Source organism: Amorphoplanes digitatis, from assembly GCF_014205335.1.
GTDB lineage: Bacteria > Actinomycetota > Actinomycetes > Mycobacteriales > Micromonosporaceae > Actinoplanes > Actinoplanes digitatus.
Genome location: NZ_JACHNH010000001.1, coordinates 152,777 through 174,589 on the forward strand (window position 1 = coordinate 152,777; position 21,813 = coordinate 174,589).

Annotated in this window: 19 protein-coding genes and 1 pseudogene; 11 read left to right on the plus strand and 9 right to left on the minus strand. The window is 72.1% G+C overall.

Going from position 1 to position 21,813, the window contains the following annotated elements; all coding sequences use genetic code 11:
• The first annotated feature begins 28 nt into the window (after window positions 1–28).
• Together BJ971_RS00680 and BJ971_RS00685 are read left to right on the plus strand one after the other, a co-directional pair.
• Entirely contained in the window at window positions 29–1,828 is a 1,800-nt protein-coding gene (locus BJ971_RS00680; protein WP_184988427.1) for a glycerol-3-phosphate dehydrogenase/oxidase, read from the plus strand.
• On the plus strand, window positions 1,825–2,094 hold the full coding sequence (locus BJ971_RS00685) for a DUF4031 domain-containing protein (RefSeq protein WP_184988430.1): 270 nt from the start codon (window positions 1,825–1,827) through the stop codon (window positions 2,092–2,094). The genes BJ971_RS00680 and BJ971_RS00685 overlap by 4 nt, the downstream gene beginning before the upstream one ends.
• Here BJ971_RS00685 and BJ971_RS00690 read toward each other — a convergent pair.
• The gene (locus tag BJ971_RS00690) at window positions 2,078–2,716 is read right to left on the minus strand and encodes an HD domain-containing protein (RefSeq protein ID WP_203709368.1); all 639 of its coding nucleotides are present in this window, start codon (window positions 2,714–2,716) and stop codon (window positions 2,078–2,080) included. The two genes, BJ971_RS00685 and BJ971_RS00690, sit on opposite strands and share 17 nt — an antisense overlap.
• A gap of 40 nt (window positions 2,717–2,756) precedes the next feature.
• Between BJ971_RS00690 and BJ971_RS00695 the strand changes: the two genes are divergently transcribed.
• The 3 genes and pseudogenes from BJ971_RS00695 (at window position 2,757) to BJ971_RS00705 (ending at window position 7,494) form a co-directional block, all read left to right on the plus strand.
• The gene (locus BJ971_RS00695; RefSeq protein WP_184988436.1) at window positions 2,757–3,947 is read left to right on the plus strand and encodes an FUSC family protein; all 1,191 of its coding nucleotides are present in this window, start codon (window positions 2,757–2,759) and stop codon (window positions 3,945–3,947) included.
• A gap of 526 nt (window positions 3,948–4,473) precedes the next feature.
• Window positions 4,474–6,072, plus strand: a pseudogene (locus tag BJ971_RS40805) (PrsW family glutamic-type intramembrane protease); the annotation flags it as partial.
• A gap of 978 nt (window positions 6,073–7,050) precedes the next feature.
• Window positions 7,051–7,494: an SAM-dependent methyltransferase gene (locus BJ971_RS00705; protein WP_239087719.1), complete on the plus strand. Its 444-nt coding sequence runs from the start codon at window positions 7,051–7,053 to the stop codon at window positions 7,492–7,494.
• Window positions 7,495–7,510: 16 nt separating this feature from the next.
• Here BJ971_RS00705 and BJ971_RS00710 read toward each other — a convergent pair whose 3' ends face one another.
• On the minus strand, window positions 7,511–7,807 hold the full coding sequence (locus BJ971_RS00710) for a GroES family chaperonin (RefSeq protein ID WP_184998545.1): 297 nt from the start codon (window positions 7,805–7,807) through the stop codon (window positions 7,511–7,513).
• 104 nt (window positions 7,808–7,911) lie between these two features.
• Here BJ971_RS00710 and BJ971_RS00715 point away from each other — a divergent pair, with 104 nt between their 5' ends.
• Window positions 7,912–9,201 carry an AI-2E family transporter gene (locus BJ971_RS00715; RefSeq protein WP_239087718.1) on the plus strand — a complete coding sequence of 430 codons (1,290 nt, stop codon included), beginning with the start codon at window positions 7,912–7,914 and terminating at the stop codon, window positions 9,199–9,201.
• A 1-nt stretch (window position 9,202) separates the two neighbouring features.
• On the opposite strand, the gene BJ971_RS00720 is transcribed toward BJ971_RS00715, so the two are convergent.
• On the minus strand, window positions 9,203–11,257 hold the full coding sequence (locus BJ971_RS00720; protein WP_184988442.1) for an ATP-dependent DNA helicase: 2,055 nt from the start codon (window positions 11,255–11,257) through the stop codon (window positions 9,203–9,205).
• Window positions 11,258–11,277: 20 nt separating this feature from the next.
• On the opposite strand from BJ971_RS00720, the gene BJ971_RS00725 reads away from it, so the two are divergent.
• On the plus strand, window positions 11,278–11,784 hold the full coding sequence (locus BJ971_RS00725) for a ribonuclease FAU-1 family protein (protein ID WP_184988445.1): 507 nt from the start codon (window positions 11,278–11,280) through the stop codon (window positions 11,782–11,784).
• Here BJ971_RS00725 and sigJ read toward each other — a convergent pair.
• Window positions 11,767–12,648, minus strand: a complete 882-nt coding sequence (gene sigJ / locus BJ971_RS00730) for an RNA polymerase sigma factor SigJ (protein WP_184988448.1) — start codon at window positions 12,646–12,648, stop codon at window positions 11,767–11,769. The two genes, BJ971_RS00725 and sigJ, sit on opposite strands and share 18 nt — an antisense overlap.
• A 109-nt stretch (window positions 12,649–12,757) precedes the next feature.
• Between sigJ and BJ971_RS00735 the strand changes: the two genes are divergently transcribed.
• From BJ971_RS00735 to BJ971_RS00745, 3 genes are all read left to right on the plus strand, one after another.
• Entirely contained in the window at window positions 12,758–13,726 is a 969-nt protein-coding gene (locus tag BJ971_RS00735) for a PI-PLC domain-containing protein (protein WP_184988451.1), read from the plus strand.
• A 145-nt stretch (window positions 13,727–13,871) separates the two neighbouring features.
• Window positions 13,872–14,498: a DUF47 domain-containing protein gene (locus BJ971_RS00740; protein ID WP_184988454.1), complete on the plus strand. Its 627-nt coding sequence runs from the start codon at window positions 13,872–13,874 to the stop codon at window positions 14,496–14,498.
• A gap of 3 nt (window positions 14,499–14,501) precedes the next feature.
• A complete protein-coding gene (locus BJ971_RS00745; RefSeq protein WP_184988457.1) occupies window positions 14,502–15,512 on the plus strand; it encodes an inorganic phosphate transporter in 1,011 nt (336 codons plus the stop codon).
• A 46-nt stretch (window positions 15,513–15,558) separates the two neighbouring features.
• On the opposite strand, the gene BJ971_RS00750 is transcribed toward BJ971_RS00745, so the two are convergent.
• A complete protein-coding gene (locus BJ971_RS00750) occupies window positions 15,559–16,536 on the minus strand; it encodes a Gfo/Idh/MocA family protein (protein ID WP_184988460.1) in 978 nt (325 codons plus the stop codon).
• A 57-nt stretch (window positions 16,537–16,593) separates the two neighbouring features.
• Here BJ971_RS00750 and BJ971_RS00755 point away from each other — a divergent pair, with 57 nt between their 5' ends.
• Entirely contained in the window at window positions 16,594–17,364 is a 771-nt protein-coding gene (locus tag BJ971_RS00755) for an NUDIX hydrolase (RefSeq protein ID WP_184998546.1), read from the plus strand.
• 81 nt (window positions 17,365–17,445) lie between these two features.
• Here the strand turns inward: BJ971_RS00755 and pstB are convergent, their stop codons facing one another.
• From pstB to pstS, 4 genes are read right to left on the minus strand one after another with little or no spacing between them, the layout of a single operon-like run.
• On the minus strand, window positions 17,446–18,222 hold the full coding sequence (pstB, locus tag BJ971_RS00760) for a phosphate ABC transporter ATP-binding protein PstB (RefSeq protein ID WP_184988463.1): 777 nt from the start codon (window positions 18,220–18,222) through the stop codon (window positions 17,446–17,448).
• A gap of 12 nt (window positions 18,223–18,234) precedes the next feature.
• Entirely contained in the window at window positions 18,235–19,317 is a 1,083-nt protein-coding gene (gene pstA, locus BJ971_RS00765; RefSeq protein WP_184988466.1) for a phosphate ABC transporter permease PstA, read from the minus strand.
• Window positions 19,318–19,354: 37 nt separating this feature from the next.
• Window positions 19,355–20,440: a phosphate ABC transporter permease subunit PstC gene (gene pstC / locus BJ971_RS00770; protein ID WP_184988469.1), complete on the minus strand. Its 1,086-nt coding sequence runs from the start codon at window positions 20,438–20,440 to the stop codon at window positions 19,355–19,357.
• Between the two features lie 51 nt (window positions 20,441–20,491).
• Window positions 20,492–21,580: a phosphate ABC transporter substrate-binding protein PstS gene (gene pstS / locus BJ971_RS00775; RefSeq protein ID WP_184988471.1), complete on the minus strand. Its 1,089-nt coding sequence runs from the start codon at window positions 21,578–21,580 to the stop codon at window positions 20,492–20,494.
• Window positions 21,581–21,813 lie beyond the last annotated feature (233 nt).

Consider the following 21,813-nt stretch of genomic DNA (forward strand, 5'->3'; position numbering starts at 1 on the left):
GATACACGTCGGCGCTAACGTGGGGGTTGTGCGCTCACCCTCGGTCTCCCGATATGCCGCCGGCCGGCTCTCTCCGATCCGCCGCGTCACCGATCTGCGACGGCTGCGCGACGAGCAGTTCGACGTCCTCGTCATCGGCGGCGGGGTCACCGGCGCCGGCGCCGCCCTGGATGCCGCCTCGCGCGGCCTGAGCGTGGCGCTCGTCGAGGCCCGCGACCTGGCCGCCGGCACGTCCAGCCGATCCAGCAAGCTGATTCACGGCGGCCTTCGCTACCTCGAACAGCTCGAGCTGCACCTCGTGCACGAGGCGCTGACCGAGCGCGGCCTGCTCACCAGCCGCCTCGCGCCGCACCTCGTGCGGCCGGTGCCGATCCTCGTTCCGCTGCCCGCCGCCGCGCCGCCCGCGCGGGTCTGGCAGCGGGCCTACTACGGGCTCGGCGTCGCCGCCTATGACGCATTCGCCGGGGTGTTCGGCAGCGGGCGCGGCATGCCGCTGCACCGGCACCTGACCCGTGACGGCGCCCGGCACCTCTTCCCCAGCCTGCGGGCCGACAAGATCGCCGGGGCCATCCGCTACTACGACGGCCAGGTCGACGACGCCCGGCTCGTGGTCAACCTGGCCCGGACCGCCGCCAGCCTCGGCGCCGCCGTCGTCACCAGCGCCCGGGTCACCGGCTTCGTCCGCGAGGCGCGGGAGGTCGTCGGGGTCAAGGTCCGCGATCTCGAGGCGCCCGACTCGCCCGAGATCGAGGTCCGGGCGCGCACGGTCGTCGCCGCGACCGGCGTGTGGAGCGACGACCTGTCGCGCATGCTCAGCGACGTCGGCGTGCGGCCGGGCCTGCGGGTCCGTGCCTCCAAGGGCGTGCACCTCGTGGTGCCCCGCTCGGCGATCACCGGCGAGGCCGGGCTGATCCTGCGCACGCCGACCTCGGTGCTCTTCGTCATCCCGTGGGGCGGGCACTGGATCATCGGCACCACCGACACCGACTGGCAGCTGGACCGGTCGCATCCGGCCGCCTCCGCGCGCGACATCAGCTACCTGCTCGACCAGGTCAACACCGTGCTCGACCGGCCGCTCACCACCGACGACATCGAGGGCGTCTACGCCGGGCTGCGGCCGCTGCTCTCCGGCGAGGCCGACTCCACCTCGAAGCTGTCGCGGGAGCACGCGGTCGTCGAGCCGATGCTCGGGCTGCTGCTCGTCGCCGGCGGCAAGTACACGACCTACCGGGTCATGGCCGCCGACGTCATCGACCGGGCCGTGCGCCGGCTCGGCGGGCCCGCACGGCCGTCGCGCACCGACCAGCTTCCGCTGCTGGGCGCCGACGGCTTCACCGCCGCCTGGCGCGACCGGATGGACATCGCCCGGCGGCACGGCGTCACCGCCGGCGTCGTCGAGCACCTCCTCGAGCGGTACGGCACCCTCACCGTGCACCTGCTCGCCATGATCGCCGCGAAGCCGGAGCTGGCCACGCCGCTCGCCGGCGCACCCGAATACCTGGCGGCCGAGATCGCCTACGCGGCACAGGCCGAGGGCGCCCTGCACCTCGACGACGTGCTGACCCGGCGCACCAGGATCTCGATCGAGACAGCGCACCGCGGCGCCGAGACCGCCGCACACGCGGCCGCGGTCATGGGCGAGGCCCTGGGCTGGGACAAGGCGGTCCAGGACCGGGAGATCGAGCACTACCTGGCCCGGGTCGAGGCCGAGCGGCAGTCGCAGAAGATGCCGGACGACCTCACCGCCGACGCCGCCCGCCTCGGCGTGCCCGACGTGCGGGGCTACGCGGCCGACCGGGGCACCGAGCTGCTCGAAGTGGATCTTTGATACTCGTCGACGAGCCGCGCTGGCCGGGCCGGGGACGGCTCTGGTCCCACCTGGCCAGCGACCTCTCCTACGCCGAGCTGCACGTCTTCGCCGAGATGCTGGGCGTGCCCCGGCGGGCGTTCGACCGGGACCACTACGACATCCCGGCCGCCCGCTTCCCGGCGGCGCTCTGGCTCGGCGCCACCCTGGTCCGCTCCCGCGACCTCTCCGCCCGCCTGCGCGCCGCCGGCCTGCGCCGTCCGAAGCACCTCAGCCCAAGGTCTTGAGCTCGGCCTCGAGATTCGCCCGGGCCCGGTCCTCCCAGGCCGCCCGCAGCGGCGGGTGCCGGTAGATCGAGGGCAGCTCCAGCAGGGCCTTCAGCACCTGCGCCCGGCCGCCGCGGAAGGCGTCGTCCGGCACGTGCGCGTACTCCCGGCGGATCGCGGCCGTATACGCCGCGTAGTCGTCCGGGGCGCTCGCCAGGATCGCCAGGTCGGCGTCGCAGAGCAGCTCACCGTCGCGGTCGTCCTCGCCCGTCGCGTGCCCCGCCGTGAGGCCGACCAGCCGGGCGACCTCCGCCGCCGTCGCGGCCGGCACCCCGAGCGTCGCGAGCAGCCCCTCGGCGAACTCCGCGCTGTCGCGCTCGTTCGCGTCGCCGAGCGCACGCGGGTCGTAGACCGCGTCGTGCAGCCAGGCGGCCAGCCGGACCCGGTCCGGGTCCGTCGCCAGGCCGGCGAATTCGTCGATCACATCCAGTACGGCGGTCAGGTGCGCCACGGTGTGGTACTGCCGTTGCGGCTCTGACCAGCGGGTCAGCAGGTACTCGCCGGCCGCGGCCAGGTCCGTGTCGTCGGCGCTCGCGCCGGCACCGCGCGCCGCCAGCACCCACCGGTCAACATGTGTCCTCACGGCCGCAATCCTGGCATGTGCGCGGCTAGGGTCTGGAGACATGACGCACGTCGGCGTGCGTGCCCGGCTCTCGGCCGGGCTCACCCGCCTGCCGAGCCGGTCCCGCTCCGGGGCCGGGGCCGGCTATTCCCGGGTAAAAGCGATCTTGCCGCTCGCGCTACAGGCCGGAGTCGCGGCCGGGCTCGCCTGGTTCATCGCGAACGACGTCCTCGGCAGGCAGAGCCCGTTCTTCGCGCCGGTCGCCGCCGTCATCACGCTCGCTTCCTCGGCCGGCAAGCGGGCGCGGCGCACGGGCGAGCTGGTGGTCGGCGTCGCCGTCGGCATCGGCGTCGGCGACGCGCTCATCCTGTTGATCGGCAGCGGCGGGTGGCAGATCGCCCTGGTCGTCGTGCTGGCGATCGTGGTACCGACGGCGGTCGGCGGCGCCGCGCCCCTGGTCGTGCAGTCCGCCTCGTCGGCGGTGCTGGTCGTGACGCTGGCCACGGTCCCCGGCCAGCCGTTCAGCCGGTTCTTCGACGCCCTCATCGGCGGCGCGGTCGGCCTGACCGTGATGACGCTCCTGCCACTCAACCCGGTGAAGGTGGTGCGCCGCGCCGCCGAGCCCGCGCTGGGGGAGCTCGCCGACGGCCTGCGGGGGATCGCCGAAGGGCTGCGGGTCGGCGAGGCCGATGCGGTGCGCGAGGCGCTCGACCGGCTGCGGGCCGCGGAGCGCGACTTCGCGGCCTTCGACCAGGCGGCGGCCGCCGCGAGCGAGAACGTGGCCTTCGCGCCGGCCCGGTGGCGCTCCCGCGACCGGCTGAGCCGGTACCTGGAGGGCGCCGACGAGGTGACTCACGCGCTGCGCAACGTCCGGGTGCTGGCCCGGCGCGTGCTGACCGGGCTGAACGACGAGGAGCCGGCGCCGGAGTCCCTGGCCACGTCGATGTCGCTGCTCGCCGACGCCGTCGACCTGCTCCGCGCGGAGTGGAGAAAGGGCGTCGAGCCGGTCGCGACCCGGGAGCGCGCGCTGCGGGCGGTGGCCGAGTCCGGCCGGGCCTACGACGAGGGAGTCGGCTTCTCCGGCGGGGTCGTCATCGCACAGATCCGCACCACGGTCTCCGACCTGCTCCGGGCGACCGGCGTCGAGTACGAGGAGGCGCCCCGCCTGGTGCGGCGGGCATTCGGGCGGCACAGGCAGGCGCGTGGCGTCCGGAAGCACACCGGGCGATCACGGCCCGGACCCTCCGGCTAGGGATTTCGCGTCCTTGATCCCTTTGCGCCGCCGCGGGACCGCCGGGGTGCGGCGAGGTGGCTACGCTGACGGGATGGCCGACGTAGCTCCCGGCGGGTCGCCGGACCCGGCACCCGTCCCCGCGACTCCGGCCTCGCCGGCGCCGGATCCCGCCGCGCCGCCCGGGCCGGCGCCGGATCCCGCCGCGCCGTTCCCCTTCGCGTTCGCTCCGGAGTCGGACCCGTCGATGCCTTCGCCCGCGCAAGCGGGCACCGACGCCGCGCCGACGGCCGGCCCGTTCCCGACCGCGCCGGACGCTGGGGCGGGGTCTCCCACCGACGCCGCGCCGACGGCCGGCCTGTTCCCGACCGCGCCGGACGCTGGGGCGGGGTCTCCCACCGACGCCGCGCCGACGGCCGGCCTGTTCCCGGCTGCGCCGGACGCTGGGGCGGGGTCTCCCACCGACGCCGCGCCGACGGCCGGCCTGTTCCCGGCTGCGCCGGACGCTGGGGCGGGGTCTCCCACCGACGCCGCGCCGACGGCCGGCCTGTTCCCGGTCTCGTCGGATGCCGGGCCCGGGTCGCTCTCCGGCGCCGTCGCGCCGCAGGGAGTGCCCGACCCGGTGGCGGTCGGCAAGGTGTCCGGGCGCCAGACCGGATGGCGGCGCTGGCTGCCGCTGGCCGGCGTGATCACCTTCATCGCGGCCTGCGCGATCGCGATGCTGGTCATCCTGGGCTTCAGCAACGGACCCGTCGGCCTGGCGGTCGGCCTGGTCGCGGCGATCCTGCCGGTACCGGTCCTGGTCGGGTGCTTCCTCTGGCTGGACCGGTACGAGCCGGAACCGACCCGCTATCTGATCTTCTGCTTCGCGTGGGGCTCCGCGGTGGCGACCCTGGTGGCGATCGGCGTCAATTCGCTGGCGTCCTGGGGCTTCGACCGGCTCGGCCTGCCGGACGCGCTGGTGGCGGTGCTCGTCGCGCCGTTCATCGAGGAGTCGATGAAGGCGCTTGGGCCGTTCCTGCTGCTCTGGCGCCGCCGCCGGGAGTGGTCTGGAATCACCGACGGCATCGTCTACTGCGGCCTCTCCGCGCTGGGCTTCGCGATGGTGGAGAACGTGCTCTACCTGGGCGGTCACGGCTACGCCTCGGGCGTGGACCAGTACGGCCCGGCGACCGGCATCCAGAATCTCTTCCTGATCTTCATCGTGCGCATCCTGTTCACCGGCTTCGCGCACCCGCTCTTCACCTCGATGACCGGCATCGGCATGGGCCTGGCCGCCCGCTCGGCGGACCGCCGGGTGAAGTGGCTGGCCCCGATCGCGGGCCTGCTCGCCGCGATGATCCTGCACGGCACGTTCAACCTGCTGCCGACGCTCTCGGTGGCCACCGGCGAGACCCTGATCATGCTGTACGGCTACCTGGGCTTCATGGTCCCGTTCTTCTTCCTGGTGGTCGGCTTCGCGATCGCACTGCGCAGCTACGAGGGGCGGCTCACCGAGCGCATCCTGCCGGGCTACGTACGCGCGGGCTGGCTGTCCCCGCCCGAGGTGGCGACGCTGGGCAGCCTGGGCCGCCGGCACTCGGCGCGCCGCTGGGCCAAGCGGGTGGCCGGGGAGGCGGGCGTCAAGGCGATGCGCGGCTTCCAGCTCGCGGGAACCCAGCTCGCCCTGCTGCGGGACGGGATGCAGCGCGGCCTGGACCGCACGCCGGCCGAGCAGTGGAAGTCGATGGAGGAGGAGCGCCGGCTCCTGACGGCGATCTCGGACTACCGGTCGATCTTCGTCGGCCGGGACCCGCAGATGCCGCAGGCGTTCTGGGACGGGACGGCCTATCAGATCGCCTTCCCGGACGGGGTGACGCGCACCGTGAGCGCGCCGGAGGAACCGGTGGTGCCGGTCCCGGTCCGCCTGCCCCCGAACCCGTACCCGGCGATGGCCGGCGCCCCGGGCTACGGCTCCCCGCTCTACGGCACCCCGTCCTACGGCGCGGCGGCTTACGGCTCCCCGGCTTACGGCCCTCCGGCCTATGGCCCCCCGAGTTACAGCGCTCAGCCTGGCTACGGAGTCCAGCCTGGTTACGGCGCTCAGCCGGGCTATGGCGCCCAGCCGGGCTCTGGCGGTCAGCCGGGCTATGGCGTCCAGCCTGGCTCTGGCGGTCAGCCTGGCTATGGCGCTCAGCCTGGTTACGGCGGTCAGCCGGGCTATGGCGTCCAGCCTGGCTCTGGCGGTCAGCCTGGTTACGGCGGTCAGCCTGGCTCTGGCGGTCAGCCTGGTTACGGCGGTCAGCCGGGCTATGGCGTCCAGCCTGGCTACGGTGCTCAGCCTGGCTACGGTGCTCAGCCGGGCTATGGCGTCCAGCCTGGCTACGGTGCTCAGCCTGGCTACGGTGCTCAGCCTGGCTACGGCGGTCAGCCTGGCTACGGCGGTCAGCCTGGCTACGGCGGTCAGCCCGGCTATGGCGGTCAGCCTGGTTATGGTGGTCAGCCTGGTTACGGTGCTCCCGGGCAGAGGCAGCCCGGCTACGGCGCGGGCGGTCACGGTCAGCCGGGGTATGGACAGCAGGGGTATGGGCAGGCCGGTCACGGCGGGCCGGGCTCGGACACCTCCGGCTACGGCCACGGCGAGAGCCCCGGTCCCGGCTACGGCGCACCGGCCGCCGGTCACATCCGGCCCGGGTTCGCCTCCGGCGACGGCGCGGCGCCCGGCTCCGGAGCCCCCGTACCTGGTCCGGCGTCCGGGGGCGGCTACCCGGCCGCCGGAAACGACCCCTGGGAGACCCGTGCCGCCGCCGGTGACACGCCGATCCGGCCCGCCGCCCCCGGCGAGACGTGGATCGACTACACCCGCGAGGGGCACGACGCCGCGAACCCGCCCGAACCGGACTACCGCCGGCCCGAACCCGGTCCCGCCGACGGGACGCCGCGCGCCGGCTGACGCGAACGTCCGCTGTGGACGTACGGAAATCGGTTTGGCCTTGGGTTTCGGGCGGTTGGCCTGGCCGCTCCCGGAGTGCCGGTCCGAACAGTGAAGTGGGTTGATGCGCGATGCCGCGGTCGAGTGTGCCGGTCCGGGATGACCGGCCTCAGGCATACCCACTTCGATCCTCGGACTTGAGGAGCACCCACAGTGGACCCTCCGCGTCATCACACCATCCGCGAGGGCGATCTTCGGATCTGTAACCCGTTCACGCCAGGGAAGCTGGCCACCCTCGGCGAGGCGATTAAGCTGCGCGCCGGCGACACCCTGCTCGACCTCGCCGGCGGCCGCGGCGAAATGCTCTGCACGTGGGCCCGCGACCACGGCATCTCCGGCACCGGCGTGGACATCAGCACCGTGGCCACCGACATGGCCCGCCGCCTGCATCGGGGCGACCTGGATCGGCGACGGCGTGCCCGGCACCCTCCGCCTACTCGAGCGCAGCCTGGGCCCGGGCGGCACAGCCGGACCGCTACGCGGCCGCGGGCCGAGCTGGCCGACGATCCGCTCGTCTACGTGCGCTACCGGCGCGAATACCTCGGCTGGGGCGTGTTCGCGCTGCTCCGGACCGCGGGAGTCGCCGCCCGATCATGACGGCCCCGGTGACCGGCTACAGGTACAGGCCGGTGCCGTCGGCCTCGACGCGGGTCGCCGCAACGGCGTGTACGTCGCGCTCGCGCAGCAGCACGTACTCCTTGCCGTGCAGCTCGACCTCGGCGCGGTCCTCCGGGTCGAAGAGCACTCGGTCGCCCAGGACGATGGAGCGCACGTTCGGCCCGACGCCGACGGCCTTGGCCCAGGACAGGCGGCGGCCCAGCGAGGCGGTGGCGGGGATGACGATGCCGGCGCTGGAGCGGCGTTCGCCGTCGCCCCCGTCGAGCCGGACGAGGACGCGGTCGTGCAACATCCGGATCGGCAGCCCGGCCTCGGTGCGGGTGTTGGTGCTCACGAGAGGACGGTACGCCCGAGCCTGACGTGCGGATGAGTCGGTCTCGACTACGGTGGAACCGCGTGACGACGGACGAGGGGGTCAGCGGGTTGAGCCGCTTGCAACGGGTCCAGGAGAACCTTCGCCGGGCGTACGAGTCGGGCCGCGAGTCCGTGCGAACGGCGCGCGCCGAGGACGACGGTGCGCCGGACGATCAAGACATCGAATTTCAGGCACCCCCGCCCGAGGCGCGGGACGAGCACCAGTCGACGGCTAGCCGCGACGACAGCGAGGTGCCGCACTCGCTGCGGATCGCGGCGGCCTGGTCGTGGCGGCTCATCGTCGTCGGGGTCGTCGGCTGGGTGCTGCTCCGCTTCATCGGCATCATCAGCATCGTCGTGATCCCGCTGGCCATCGCGCTGCTGCTGTCCGCGCTGCTGGCGCCGGCGGTCGGCTGGCTGCGCCGCTTCCGGCTCCCGCCGTCGTTCGCGACGTTCCTGGTCCTGATCTGCGGCATCGGCGCCGTGGTCGGCACGCTGACGTTGGTGGTGAACCAGTTCGCCGCCGGTGCGTCGGAGATGGCCGACAAGGCCGTCGCGGGCGTCCGGCAGATCCGGGACTGGGCACGCACCGGGCCGCTGCACCTGTCGACCGACCAGGTCGAACAGGCGATCGCCTCGGCGCAGAAGTGGCTCAACGAGAACACGTCGTCGTTGACGGCGACCGGCGTGGCGACCGCGACGACGCTGTTCGAGGTGATGACCGGGGCGTTGCTGGTGCTGTTCGCGACGTTCTTCTTCCTGCGCGACGGCCGCAAGATCTGGCGTTTCCTCGTCCGGTTGCTCCCGGTCAACGTGCGGTGGAACGTCGCGGACGCCGGCGACGCGTCGTGGTCCACGCTCGGGTCCTATGTGCGGGCGACCGTGCTGGTGGCGTTCATCGACGCGGCCGGCATCGGACTGGCGCTGGTGATCCTGGACGTCGAGTTCGCGTTCCCGCTCGCGGCGCTGGTGTTCCTCGGCGCGTTCATCCCGATCGTCGGCGCGAGCATCTCCGGCGCCGTCGCGGTGCTTGTCGCGCTGGTGGACGAGGGTTGGGTGATCGCGCTGGTGGTGCTGGGCGCGGTGATCCTGGTGCAGCAGCTCGAGGGCCACATCCTCCAGCCGTTGATCATGGGTCGGGCGGTCGCCATCCATCCGCTCGTCGTGATCATCGGAATCGCCTCCGGCGTGGTGCTGGCGGGAATCATGGGGGCGCTGGTGGCCGTGCCGCTGATCGCCGTCCTGAACACGGGTGTCCGGCGGCTGGCCCGGAGCAGACCCGAGGTGCCGCCGGACGCCGTCATCGTCACCGCGGAGGAGCAGACGACCTGACTCAGGTCTTCGCCAGGCGCTCCAGGGCGCCGAGCGCCACCTCCGGCCTGGTCGTATACCAGAACGGGGGTAGGGACTGGCGTAGGAAGGCGCCGTAGCCGCGGGCCGTCTCCAGGCGGGAGTCCAGGACGGCCACCACGCCCTTGTCGCCGGTGGAACGGATCAGGCGGCCGACTCCCTGTGCCAGCCGGACCGCCGCGATGGGGACGCTCACCGCGGCGAAGCCCGAGCCGCCGCCGGCGTCGACCGCGGCCGCGCGCGCCGCGGCGAGGGGCTCGTCCGGGCGGGGGAACGGCAGGCGGTCGATCACGACCAGCTGGCAGGCGTCGCCCGGCACGTCGACGCCCTGCCAGAGGGACATCACGCCGAACAGGCAGCTCTCCCGCTGCTCCCGGAACTTGCGGACCAGGATCGGGAGGGACTCCTCGCCCTGTAGGAGCACCGGGAGGTCCGAGCGGGCCCGGAGCAGCTCCGCCGCCTGGGTCGCGGCGCGCCGGGACGAGAACAGGCCGAGTGTGCGGCCGCCGAGCGCCGACACCAGCTTGACCAGCTCCTCGCCGGCCGCGTCCGGCAGGCCGGACGCCGCCGGCCGCGGCAGGTGTGCGGCCACGTAGAGGATGCCCTGGCGGGGATAGTCGAAGGGCGAGCCGACGTCGAGGGAGCTCCAGCCGTCGCCCGAGACCGGGGGCGCCGCGGCCGCCCGGGCCGCCGGGACCGGTGCCGCCAGGGGCAGGCCGAGTGACCTGGCCACGGTGTCGAAGCGGCCGCCCAGCGTCAGCGTCGCCGAGGTGGCGACCACCGTGCGCTCGTCGTAGAGGCTGGTGGCCAGGGTGCCCGCCACCGACAGCGGCGCCACCACCAGCGCCCGGCGGCCGTTGCCCAGGTCGGACTTCTCCACCCAGGCCACGTCGAACTGCGACTCCTCCAGCAGGCGCTGCGCGGTCGTCGAGAGGTCGTCGAGGGTGGCTTTCGCCTGCTGCTTGCGCACCGGGTCGGGGTCGTCGTTCTTGACGTCGCCGATCGCGTCGAGTGCCGCCCGGGTGGCCGAGTCGATCAGCAGGACCGCCTGGTGCAGCAGCGGGGGCAGGCCGGTGGTCAGGCGCCCCGCCGGGATGTCGGCGAGGCCGACCGTCAGCGAGTCGGCCGCCTCGGCGAGTGACTCCGCCGCGGCCGGCGAGACCAGGGGCCGGGCCCGCTTCGAGGCCCGCTCGACCGCCTCGGGGGTCAGCTCCGCCTGCGCGGCCGAGGAGACCCGGTCGGCCAGCTCGTGGGCCTCGTCGACGATCAGCAGCTTGTGCGGGGGCACGATATTGCGCTCGGCCAGCATGTCGACCGCGAGGAGGCTGTGGTTGGTCACCACGATGTCCGCCTCGCGGGCACGGACCCGGGACGCCTCGGCGAAGCACTCCGCGCCGTATGGGCAGCGGGCCGCGCCGACGCAGTCGCGGGCCGGCATCGAGACCTGGCGCCAGGCCGTCTCGTCCACGCCGGGATCCAGCTCGTCGCGGTCGCCGGTCTTGGTCTTCTCCGCCCACTGCTGCACGCGGAGGATCTGCTTGCCCAGCCGGCCCACCTCGCCCAGCCACTGGGTCGCCTTGGGCGGCGCGTCGTCGAAGAGGGTGTCGGTCGGGGCCTCCTCGTCGGCGTGCTCGAGCTTGGCCGCGCAGAGGTAGTGGTGCCGGCCCTTGAGGACCGCGAACGTGGGGCGGCGGCCCAGCACCGGCTCCACCGCGTCCGCCAGGCGGGGCAGGTCGTGCTCCACCAGCTGGTTCTGCAGGGCCAGCGTCGCGGTCGAGACCACCACCGGGCCGTCGACGAGCAGGGCCGGGGTCAGATAGGCCAGCGACTTGCCCGTGCCGGTCCCGGCCTGCACCAACAGGTGCTCGCGTTGCTTGACCGCCCGCTCGATGGCCGCGGCCATCTCCTCCTGCCCCGGCCGGGACGCTCCGCCCGGCACCGCGCCGACGGCGGCGGCGAGAAGCTGGGACGCGGTTGCCTTCTTGCGGGTCGCGGCAGTCACGTCGGAGACCGTACCCGCCACCACCGACGAAACCATGTCACCGTTAGTGTCTTGTCATGCCGAGCGAGATTGTCCGGGTCGTCTACACCAAGTACGACGGCACCGCTCACCGGGACTATCCCGCCCGTCGGCTCAACGAGGACGACCTGGGAGTCTGGGTCGGTGTGACACGCGGCACGGTCTCCGTCTACCACGGCCAGCCGTCCGTGGAGCAGATTCCGTTCGTCCTGCTTATCCCGCACCACGCCTGGTGGACCGGCATGTTCAACCCGCCGCCGCGCACCAGCGAGGTCTACTGCGACGTCGCCACCCCCGCGCGCTGGGAGGGCGACACCGTGCACATCGTCGACCTCGACCTCGATGTCTCCCGACGGCGGGACTCCGGGCTGGTCGAGCTGCGGGACGAGGACGAGTTCGAGGAGCACCGGGTCGCGTTCGGTTACACCGACGAGGTCGTCACGGAGGCGAACGCCGCCGCCCGGCGCCTGTTCACGGCCCTGGGCGACGGTTCCGAGCCGTTCGCCTCCGCGTACCGGAAATGGCTGTCAGCGGTCGTCGACTGAGCCGAGCTTGGCGGGGTTGAGCTGGTTGTAGAGGGCCGTGATGCGGCCGTCCGCGACGGCGACGGCCAGCACGGCGAGCAGCCGGCGCCCGTCGGGGTACGCGCCGCGGAGCAGCACGCCGGCGCCGCCGTTCACCAGGACCGGCTCGATCGTGACGTCGACGCCGTACCTGGCGAACCGGTCGAGGGTGCCCACGTAGAAGCGGGCCACCCGGTCCGGCCCGAACACCGGCCTGCGGCCCGCGTTGACCGCGCCGCCGCCGTCGCCGACCGCCACGACCTCGGGCGCGAGCACGGCCGCGAGGGCGGACAGGTCGCCGGAGGACGCCGCCTTGAGGAACGCCTCCAGAACCGCACGCTGCTCGGCGACGTCCGCGGTGTGCCGGGACTGACCGTCGGCCACCGCGCGCCGGCCTCGGGAGGCGTGCTGGCGCGCCGCGCCGGCGCTGGTGTTGAGCACGGCGGCGACCTCGTCGAACGGCATCGCGAACGCGTCGTGCAGCACCACCGCGACCCGCTGCTCCGGCGTCAGCCGCTCCAGCACGACGAGCAGCGCCAGGCTCACCTCCATCCGCTGCGCGACCTTCTCGGCCGGGTCGTCCAAGTGCGAGACGACCGGCTCCGGCAGCCACTGGCCGGGGTACGCCTCGCGGCGTACCCGGGCCGACCTGAGCACGTCCAGGCAGAGCCGCCCGGTGACCGTGGTCAGCCAGGCCTGCGGGTCGCGGATCCCGTCGGCCCGGGCGGCGTGGTAGCGCAGCCAGGCCTCCTGCACGACGTCCTCGGCCTCGGCCCGGCTGCCCAGCATCCGGTACGCGAGGGCGAGCAGCCGGGGCCGCTCAGCCTCGAAATCCTCAGACGGCATGAAGGAATTCTGCGCGACATTGCCCTGTAACGCCTGTCTGATGTGACACAGTGGTAGCGCTATAAGACCATTTAGTCCTATTTCGCGTTTTTCGGGGCGGGGGCAGGCGATGACGAACGACGTGGCGGCGCTCCTGGGCGGGCTGGCCGGGGTCGCGGGTGCCGCCGGTGCGGCGACCGTCGGCGCCGCGGTGGCCCGGCGTCCGCGGGCGTACCTGCCGGCCGGGCATGCGCTCGTCGGCAACCAGGTCATAGACCCGCTGCCCGACGTGCTGCGGCGCGGGCTCGCCGGCCTCACGGTGCCGGTGCGGCCGGGGCCGCACGGCGAGCTGTTCATGGGCCCCGGGACTCCCCAGCCCGGCCGTACGCTGCGCCGGCTGGTGCTCTCCCCGCTCTTCGCCCGCGCGCACGCGCGCGGCGGGCGGCTCTGCCGTGACCAGCGGGTGCCGTTCCGGCTCGTCGTCGAGTTCACCGGGCCGAACCGGGACGCCGACACGCTGCTGCGGGCGTACCGGATGCTCGACCAGCAGCTGCGCGACCACGCCCCGCTGCTGAGCCGCTGCATCGACGGCCGGCTCGACCCGGGCGCGGTCACCGTGGTCATCACGGGCATCGTCGACGTCCGCGAGCTGCTCGGTGGCCAGCGCCGCCGGTACGCGTTCGCGGACGGGACCTTCGACGACCTCGGCACCGCGTCCGCGCCGCCGACGCTGGTGCCGATGGTCAGCGAGGCGTGGAACCGGCGGTTCGGCTGGGACGGGCGCGAGCCGATCTCCGCCGAGGAGCGGCACCTGCTGCACGCGATGGTGCGCTCGGCGCACGAGGACGGGCGTACCGTCCGGTTCTCGGGCCTGCCCGAGGGCGCCCGGCGGGCCCGGCGGGCGGTCTGGGCGGAGCTCGGCGCCGCCGGTGTCGACGTCATCGCCGACGCCGACCAGGCCGGCCTGGCCCGGCACCTGCGCCGGCATCCGGTGACCCGGCCCGCCCCGCCGCGACTGCCGTCCGCGCCGGCCGGGCGCCGCCATACGCCGACCCCGCGGCCGACCGCTCCCCGACCGGACATCGCCCAGACTGTCTGAAAGAACCAGATAGGCGGCATTCCAGGTTAACGGCAAGTGAACGCGCCTTGAACTGCCGCTAAGCAGGGGTGGGCGGGATCGGCAACGGGGGAGGGGTTACCTAGCATTCCTCCGTCTCGTCCACTCCTCGATCGAGGTTCGCGCCGTGAAGTTCTCCTTCCGCCCCACCGAGGGCGCCTTTTACGAGCTGTTCAGCAAGGCCGCCCAGAACCTCGTCAAGGGCACCGGGCTGCTGAACGAGCTCGCGCTGCCCGGCGCGGACGTGCAGTCGGTCAGTGACCGCCTGTCGGACGTCGAGCACGACAGCGACGAGATCACCCACACCCTGTACAAGAAGATCAACTCGACCTTCATCACGCCGTTCGACCGCGAGGACATCTACCAGCTGGGCTCGCACCTCGACGACGTGATGGACCACCTCGAGGCGGTCGGCAACCTGCTCTACCTGTACGGCCTCACCGAGCTGCCGTCGCTGCCGCGCGAGATGCACGAGCTGGTGACCGTGCTCGACCAGCAGGCCAAGATCACCGCGGACGCGATGCCGCGGCTCAAGAGCATGAAGAATCTCGAGGAGTACTGGATCGAGATCAACCGCCTGGAGAACGACGGCGACCGCGCATACCGGATGCTGCTGGTCCGCCTCTTCTCCGGCGAGTACGACGCGCTGACGGTCCTGAAGATGAAGGAGGTCGCCGACGAGCTCGAGGCCGCGTGCGACGCCTTCGAGCACGTGGCGAACACGGTCGAGACCATCACGGTCAAGGAGTCCTAGGCCTTGTCCCCCGAGCTCATAGCCGTGCTCGCGGTGATCATCGCCGCGATGGCCTTCGACTACACAAACGGTTTCCACGACGCGGCGAACGCCATCGCCACCAGCGTCAGCACCCGGGCACTGACCCCGCGCGTCGCGCTGGCGATGGCCGCGGTCGGCAACTTCGTCGGCGCGCACTTCGGCGCCGAGGTGGCCAAGACGGTCGGCGACGGCCTGGTCAAGCTCCCGCCCGGCATCGCCAGCCTTGGCGTGGTCTTCGCCGGCGTGGTCGGCGCGATCGCCTGGAACCTGATCACCTGGTACTTCGGCCTGCCCTCCTCCTCGTCGCACGCGCTCTTCGGCGGCCTGGTCGGCGCGACGCTGTTCGCCTCACAGGGCGAGGTCCAGTGGGGCACCATCGTCGACAAGGTGCTGATCCCTATGGTGGCCTCGCCCTTCGTCGGCTTCATCCTCGGCTTCATCGTCATGGTCGCGATCATGTGGATCTTCCGTCGCGGCCACCCCGGCAAGCTCAACCGCGGCTTCCGGGTGGCGCAGACGATCTCGGCGGCCTTCATGTCGGTCGGCCACGGCATGCAGGACGCCGCGAAGACGATGGGCATCATCGTCCTGGCGCTCTACACGGGCGGCTTCCAGGACAGCGCGACGGAGATTCCGTGGTGGGTGTTCTGGACGTCGGCGGCGGTGCTGGCGGCCGGTACCTACGCCGGCGGCTGGCGCATCATTCGCACGCTGGGCCGCAAGATCATCGACCTGGGTCCGGCGGAGGGCTTCGCGTCCGAGATGGTGGCGAGCTCCGTGCTGTTCTTCAACGCGCTGGTCCTGCACGCGCCGATCTCGACGACGCACACGATCACCTCGGCGATCATGGGTGTCGGCGCCACGAAGCGGCTGAGCGCGGTCCGCTGGAACATGGCCGGCAACATCGTGATGGCCTGGATCACCACGTTCCCGGCGGCGGCCGGGATCGCCTGCGTCGTCTACTTCATCGTGAGGCCGATCTTCGGTAGCTGAGCTGAGAGGCGGGGCCCGGCCGCACCGCGGCCGGGCCCCGCCGCCTTCAGTAGACGACGCCGAGCTCGGCGCGGATGGAGTCCATCAGGCCCATGATCTCCAGGGTCGTCGCGTGCGGCATCAGCGGGCACTCCAGCAGGCCCTCGGCCAGGCAGCGCTGCACCTCCGCGGCCTCGTACTGATAGCCGTTGCCCGGGAACGGGTATGAGATCTCCTCCGTCGGCTCGCCGACGCGGTGCAGCACGAAGCCGCGCGGCACGAAGAAGCCCTGCGGCAGGTCGATCCGCCCCAGCGTGCCGGTGATCGACGCCGCGGTGCGGGTCTCGCCGACCAGGCTGCACGACAGGGCCGCGAGCGCGCCGGAGTCCCAGCCCAGCAGGATGCCCGTGTTGTCGTCGACGCCCTCCGGCGTCAGCCGCGCCCAGCTTCGCACCACCGCCGGCCGGCCGAGGATCAGGTGTGCGAGGTTGAGCGGGTAGACGCCCAGGTCCAGCAGCGCGCCGCCGCCCTGCGCCGGGTCGCGCAGCCGGTGCGTCGCCTCGAACGGGCCCTGTAGCCCGAAGTCCGCGTGGATGTTTGTCACCTCGCCGATCGCGCCCTCGCCGATCAGCTCCACGATGCGGCGGATCGCCGGGTTGAGGCGCATCCACATGGCCTCCATCAGGAACAGGCCGCGGGTGCGCGCCTCCTGCACCAGCGCCTGTGAGGAGGGCAGGTCGAGGGTCATCGGCTTCTCGCAGAGCACGGCCTTGCCGCCCTCGAGACAGGTCATCGCCGCGTCGAAGTGCGCCGCGTGCGGTGTCGCCACGTAGATCACGTCGACGTCGGGGTCGGCGGCGAGCTCGGCCCAGGAGCCGTGCGCGCGGGCGAAGCCGTGCCGCCCGGCGAACGCCGCCGCGGCCTCGGGGGTGCGGGAGCCGACGGCCGAGAGCTCGGCGCCAGGCACGAGGAGGAGGTCGGTCGCGAATGTCGAGGCGATACCGCCGGTGCCAAGGATGCCCCAGCGGACAGCTTTCTCGGTCATGATCGCACCGTATCCCCCTCCGGGCCCGGGTGGCAGGATCGAACGGTGAGCGAATCCATGCCGCTACCGGCGGCCATGCTGCAACGGGCCCGCGACTTCAGCGGCACCCCGGCACCCGCGCGCCCCGCGGCCACCGTCGTGCTCCTGCGCCCGGCGGACGAGGCCTTCGAGGTGTACGTCCTGCGGCGCGCGACCACGATGGTCTTCGGCGGCGTGTACGCGTTCCCCGGCGGGGGCGTCGACGCCGCCGACCGCCCCGAGACGCTCAAGCGGGACTGGTCGCGGCGGCTGGGCCTGCCGGAGGCCGAGGCCCGGGCGGTGGTTGGCGCGGCTGCCCGCGAGCTCTTCGAGGAGGCCGGCATCCTGCTGGCCGGCCCGCACGAGCAGCCGGACCGCACCGTCGGCGACGTCAGCGGGGCGGAGTGGGAGGCCGAACGCGCGGCCGTGCAGCGCCGCGAGCTGACGATGACCGACCTGCTGGACAGGCGGGGCCTGCGGCTGCGCGACGACCTGTTGCTGCCCTGGGCCCGGTGGATCACGCCGGAGTTCGAGCCCAAGCGCTTCGACACCTGGTTCTTCGTCGCCCTGCTGCCGGCGGGGCAGTCGGCGCGCGACGTGTCCGGCGAGGCCGACCGGACCACCTGGATCAGCCCGGCGGCCGCCAACGGCCTGGCCATGCTCCCACCTACGCGGGTGATGCTGAACGATCTGTCCGCGTACGGAAGCCTCGAAGAGGTCGTCGCGGCCTCGGCCGGCCGCGACGCCGCCGAACCGGTCATGCCCAGAGTCGAACTGACCCCCGACGGCGCCATCCTGCACATCCCCTAGCCGCGCCGCGGCGAAGGCCTCCTGGGTTGTGTGGTGCTGCTGTTTCACAACCGGAGGCCCTCGTCCGTCTGCCGCGTCGGCCTAGCCGAAGCGGCCGGTGATGTAGTCCTCGGTCTTGCGCTCGGACGGGTTGCTGAAGATCTTCTGGGTGTCGTCGTACTCGATGAGGCGGCCGGGGTCGCCGGTCTTCTCGATCGAGAAGAAGCCGGTCTTGTCGCTGACTCGGGCGGCCTGCTGCATGTTGTGCGTGACGATGATGATCGTGAAGCGGTCCTTCAGCTTGAACATCAGGTCCTCGATCGCCAGCGTCGAGATCGGGTCGAGTGCCGAGCAGGGCTCGTCCATGAGGACGACCTGCGGCTCGACCGCGATGGTGCGGGCGATGCAGAGGCGCTGCTGCTGGCCGCCGGAGAGGCCGGCGCCGGGGCGGGCGAGGCGGTCCTTGACCTCGTCCCAGAGGTTCGCCGCCTTCAGCGACTTCTCGGCGGCCTCGTCCAGCAGGGACTTCTTGCGCACGCCGTTGAGCTTGAGGCCCGCGACCACGTTCTCGTAGATCGACATCGTGGGGAACGGGTTGGGGCGCTGGAAGACCATGCCGATCATGCGGCGCACGGCGGTGACGTCGACGTCGGCGTCGTAGATGTTCTGGTCGTCGATCGTCAGGCTGCCCTCGATGCGGGCGTTGGGCAGTACCTCGTGCATGCGGTTGACGGACCGCAGGAACGTGGACTTGCCGCAGCCGGACGGGCCGATCAGGGCGGTGATCGTCTTCGGCTCCACGGTCATGGAGACGTTGTCGATCGCCTTGAACGAGCCGTAGTAGGACGAGACGTTCCTCGCCTCGATGCGCTTGGCCATGGGGGACACCTTTCAGGACAGCCGGTTGCGGCGGGCGAGGAGCTTGGCGGCGACGGTCAGCGCCAGCACGAGGGCGACGAGCGTCAGCGCCGCCGTCCAGGCCCGCTGCGGCGCGTACTTGGACGCGTCGCCGGCCTGCTGGTAGACGAAGAGCGCCAGCGAGGACTGGTTGCCGGCGAACGGGTCGAAGTTGATCGCCGCGGCGCCGCCGGCGACGAGCAGCACCGGTGCCGTCTCGCCGGCCGCGCGGGCGACGGCGAGCATGACGCCGGTGACGATGCCGGGCAGCGCGGTGGGCAGTACGACCTTGAGGATGGTCTTCCACTGTGGAACGCCCAGCGCGTACGCGCCCTCGCGCAGCGGGCCGGGCACGAGGCGGAGCATCTCCTCGGTCGACCGCACGATCGTCGGCAGCATCAGCACGGTCAGCGCCAGCGAGGCGGCGAACCCGGAGAAGCGCGGGGTGCCGTCGTTGAAGATCGGGCTGACCTTCAGTACCCAGAACGACAGGATGAAGAGGCCGGCGACGATCGACGGGATGCCGGTCATCACGTCGACGAAGAAGCGGACCGTCAGGGCGAACCGGCCCCGGCCGTACTCGACCAGGTAGATCGCGCCGAGCACGCCGAGCGGCACCGCCATCAGGGTGGCGAGCCCGACCTGCATGATCGTGCCGACGATCGCGTGGTACGCGCCGCCGTCGGGGTCCCGGGCGCCGATGTTGTTCATCGAGGTGCCGAAGAAGTTCCCGTCGAGGCGGGCGATGCCCTTGGTCACCAGCGTCCAGACGACCGCGGCGAGCGGCAGGACCGCCAGGATGCAGGCCGTGTAGATCAGCGTCTTCCAGAAGCGGTCCCGGGCCGAGCGGCGGCCCTCCACGCGGGTGGCCGCGGCGTAGAGCCCGGCCAGGTAGAACGCCGTGCCGAGCACGACGACGAGGACCCAGCCGCCGATGCCGAAGCCGTACACGATCACGGCCGCGACGGCGAGCGCCGCGACGGCGACGCCGAGGTTGGTGGCGATCGGAAGCCGCCTGCTCCGAATGTTTTCCGGCGTCATCGCCACGCCGGCGGCTTCGCTCTCCAGCAGACTCATGCTCGGCTCCCCTTCGGCATGTCCGCGCTGCGCTCGGTCATGCCGCACTGTCCCGGAACTCGCGGCGGCGGTAGATGATCGCCCGCGCGGCCATGTTGACCACCAGCGTGATGGCGAAGAGCACCAGGCCGGAGGCGATGAGCGCGCCGCGGCCGGTCTCGTTGGCCTCGCCGAAGGTGTTGGCGATGTTGGCGGCGATGCTGTTGCCGCCGTTCTCGATCAGGTTGAACGAGATGTTGAAGACGATGCCGAGGGTCATGGCCAGGGCGATGGTCTCGCCGAGCGCGCGGCCCAGGCCGAGCATGACCGCGGCGATGACGCCGGGCTTGCCGTACGGCAGGACGGCCGTGCGGATCATCTCCCACTTGGTGGCGCCCAGGGCGAGGGCCGCCTCCTCGTTCATGGCGGGGGTCTGCTGGAAGACCTCCCGGGACAGCGAGGTCATGATCGGCAGCACCATGATCGCCAGCACCAGGCTGCCGAGCAGGACCGAGCGGCCGAACGGGCCGTCCCCGCCGAAGATCGGCAGCCAGCCGAAGTACTTGTTCAGCCAGACCGAGAGCTCCTGCACCGGCTCCATGAGGACGTCGCGGCCCCAGAGGCCGAAGACGACGCTGGGCACCGCGGCGAGCAGGTCGACGGTGAAGCCCAGCGGCGTGGCGAGCCGTCGCGGCGCGTAGTGCGAGAGGAAGAGGGCGATGCCCAGGGCGATGGGCACCGCCAGGATGAGCGCGATGGTCGACGTCAGCACGGTGCCGAAGGCCAGCGCGGCGATGCCGAACTTCGGCTCGGCGTCGTTGGGGAACCAGGCCTTGTAGGTGAAGAAGTTCTCGGTGTTCGCCTGGAGGGCGGGCACCGCCTCCGAGATCAGGAAGATCGCGATGGCGACGATGATGACGAGCACCATCGCGCCGGATGCCTTGCTGACTCCCCGGAAGCCGGTCTCGACCGAGAACCGGGACTTCTTGGGCAGGGCGCCCCCGCCGCCGAGCGGCGAACGGCGTCCGTCGAAGTCATCGGGAGGGATCGGCGGTACGCCGGTGCCGGCGGACCGGGCGTGACGTGCTGTCACACCCGTTCCGCCGGCGCTTGCGTTCGCCGAGCGGGAGGGATAGTCACCCATGCGCGCGCTCGCAGTCGTGTAGAGGGGGAATGGGATTGCGGTGCGAACGGGTCAGGAGATCTTGGCGACCGACGCCTCGACCTTGCTGCGGACGGCCTCCGGCAGCGGGGCGTAGCCCAGGTCGCCCAGCGCCGACTGCCCGGCGGTGCTCGAGGTGTAGGTCAGGAAGCCCTTGATCGCGGCCGCCTTGGCGCTGCCCTTGCTGCAAGCGATCTCGTAGGTCACCAGGACGATCGGGTACGCGCCCGGCTCGGTGGTGGCGTAGTCGATGTCGAGCTTCAGGTCGTCGCCGGTGCCCGCGACCTTGGCGCCCGCGATGGTCTTGCCGGCGCTCTCGCCGGTCAGCTCGGTGTACTCACCCGCGCCGTTCTTGATCTTGGCCTTCTTCAGGTCGCTGTTCTCCGCGTAGGAGAGCTCGACGTAGGAGATCGAGCCGGCCGTGCTCTTGACCGCGGTGGTCACGCCGTCCGACTTGGCCGCGCCGGTGCCGCCGGGCGCCTTCCACGCCTTGGCGTTGCCGAGGGTCCAGTCCGCCTCGGCGGTCTTGCTGAGGTACTTGGTGAAGTTGTCGGTGGTGCCCGACTCGTCCGAGCGGTGCACCGACGCGATCGTGGTGTCGGGCAGCTTCGCGCCGGAGTTGTCGGCGGCGATGGCCGGGTCGTTCCACTTCGTGATCTTGCCGGAGAAGATCTTGGCAAGGGTCGGGGAGGACAGCTGGAGGTTGTCGACGCCGTCGAGGTTGTACACGACCGCGATCGGGCCGATGACCATCGGGAGGTTGAGCGCCTGGCCGCCCGGGCACTTGGCGTCGGCCTGCGGCTGCTCCTCCTCCTTCAGCGCCGAGTCGGAGCCGACGAAGTCGGCCGTCCCGGCTATGAACGCCTGGATGCCGGCGCCGGAGCCGGTGCCCTCGTATCCGATCTTCGTGTCCGCGCACTGACCCTGGTAGGTCTTGATCCACTCGTCCATGGCGTTCTTCTGTGCCGACGAGCCCTGCGCGGTGAGCTGACCCGCCGTACAGCTGCCGGGCGCGACAGACGCGTCCCCGGCGGGCGAGTCGGTGTTGTCAGAGCCGCACGCGGTGAGTGCGAGCGTGGCGGTCAAGGCAATGCCGGCAACGTAGTACCGCTGGAGCTTCACGGGTGTCCCTTCAATTGAACGCATATCCGGGCTCCGAGGTCCCGGCCGGCCGAACTTTCATCGGCACACCCGGAAAGCTAAGAGCGCCAGGTGACCGGCTCCCCGGCCAAGAGTGAACGCAGGGTGAACACGTAGACGCCGGGCGGTGGCCTTTGGTCAAGGGGGGGCTGTCCGTTAAGTGAACTGAGCGCTTCGCGTCCGGTTTGGGCGTTATCCTGCGTTCTCTTTGGACA

Excerpts from the sequence above, each read along its gene's own strand:
- BJ971_RS00695 (WP_184988436.1), top strand. The coding sequence starts at position 2,757 with ATGACGCACGTCGGCGTGCGTGCCCGGCTCTCGGCCGGGCTCACCCGC.
- BJ971_RS00710 (WP_184998545.1), bottom strand. The coding sequence starts at position 7,807 with ATGTTGCACGACCGCGTCCTCGTCCGGCTCGACGGGGGCGACGGCGAA.
- BJ971_RS00720 (WP_184988442.1), bottom strand. The coding sequence starts at position 11,257 with ATGGTTTCGTCGGTGGTGGCGGGTACGGTCTCCGACGTGACTGCCGCG.
- BJ971_RS00725 (WP_184988445.1), top strand. The coding sequence starts at position 11,278 with ATGCCGAGCGAGATTGTCCGGGTCGTCTACACCAAGTACGACGGCACC.
- sigJ (WP_184988448.1), bottom strand. The coding sequence starts at position 12,648 with ATGCCGTCTGAGGATTTCGAGGCTGAGCGGCCCCGGCTGCTCGCCCTC.
- BJ971_RS00735 (WP_184988451.1), top strand. The coding sequence starts at position 12,758 with ATGACGAACGACGTGGCGGCGCTCCTGGGCGGGCTGGCCGGGGTCGCG.
- BJ971_RS00750 (WP_184988460.1), bottom strand. The coding sequence starts at position 16,536 with ATGACCGAGAAAGCTGTCCGCTGGGGCATCCTTGGCACCGGCGGTATC.
- BJ971_RS00755 (WP_184998546.1), top strand. The coding sequence starts at position 16,594 with ATGCCGCTACCGGCGGCCATGCTGCAACGGGCCCGCGACTTCAGCGGC.
- pstB (WP_184988463.1), bottom strand. The coding sequence starts at position 18,222 with ATGGCCAAGCGCATCGAGGCGAGGAACGTCTCGTCCTACTACGGCTCG.
- pstA (WP_184988466.1), bottom strand. The coding sequence starts at position 19,317 with ATGAGTCTGCTGGAGAGCGAAGCCGCCGGCGTGGCGATGACGCCGGAA.
- pstC (WP_184988469.1), bottom strand. The coding sequence starts at position 20,440 with ATGGGTGACTATCCCTCCCGCTCGGCGAACGCAAGCGCCGGCGGAACG.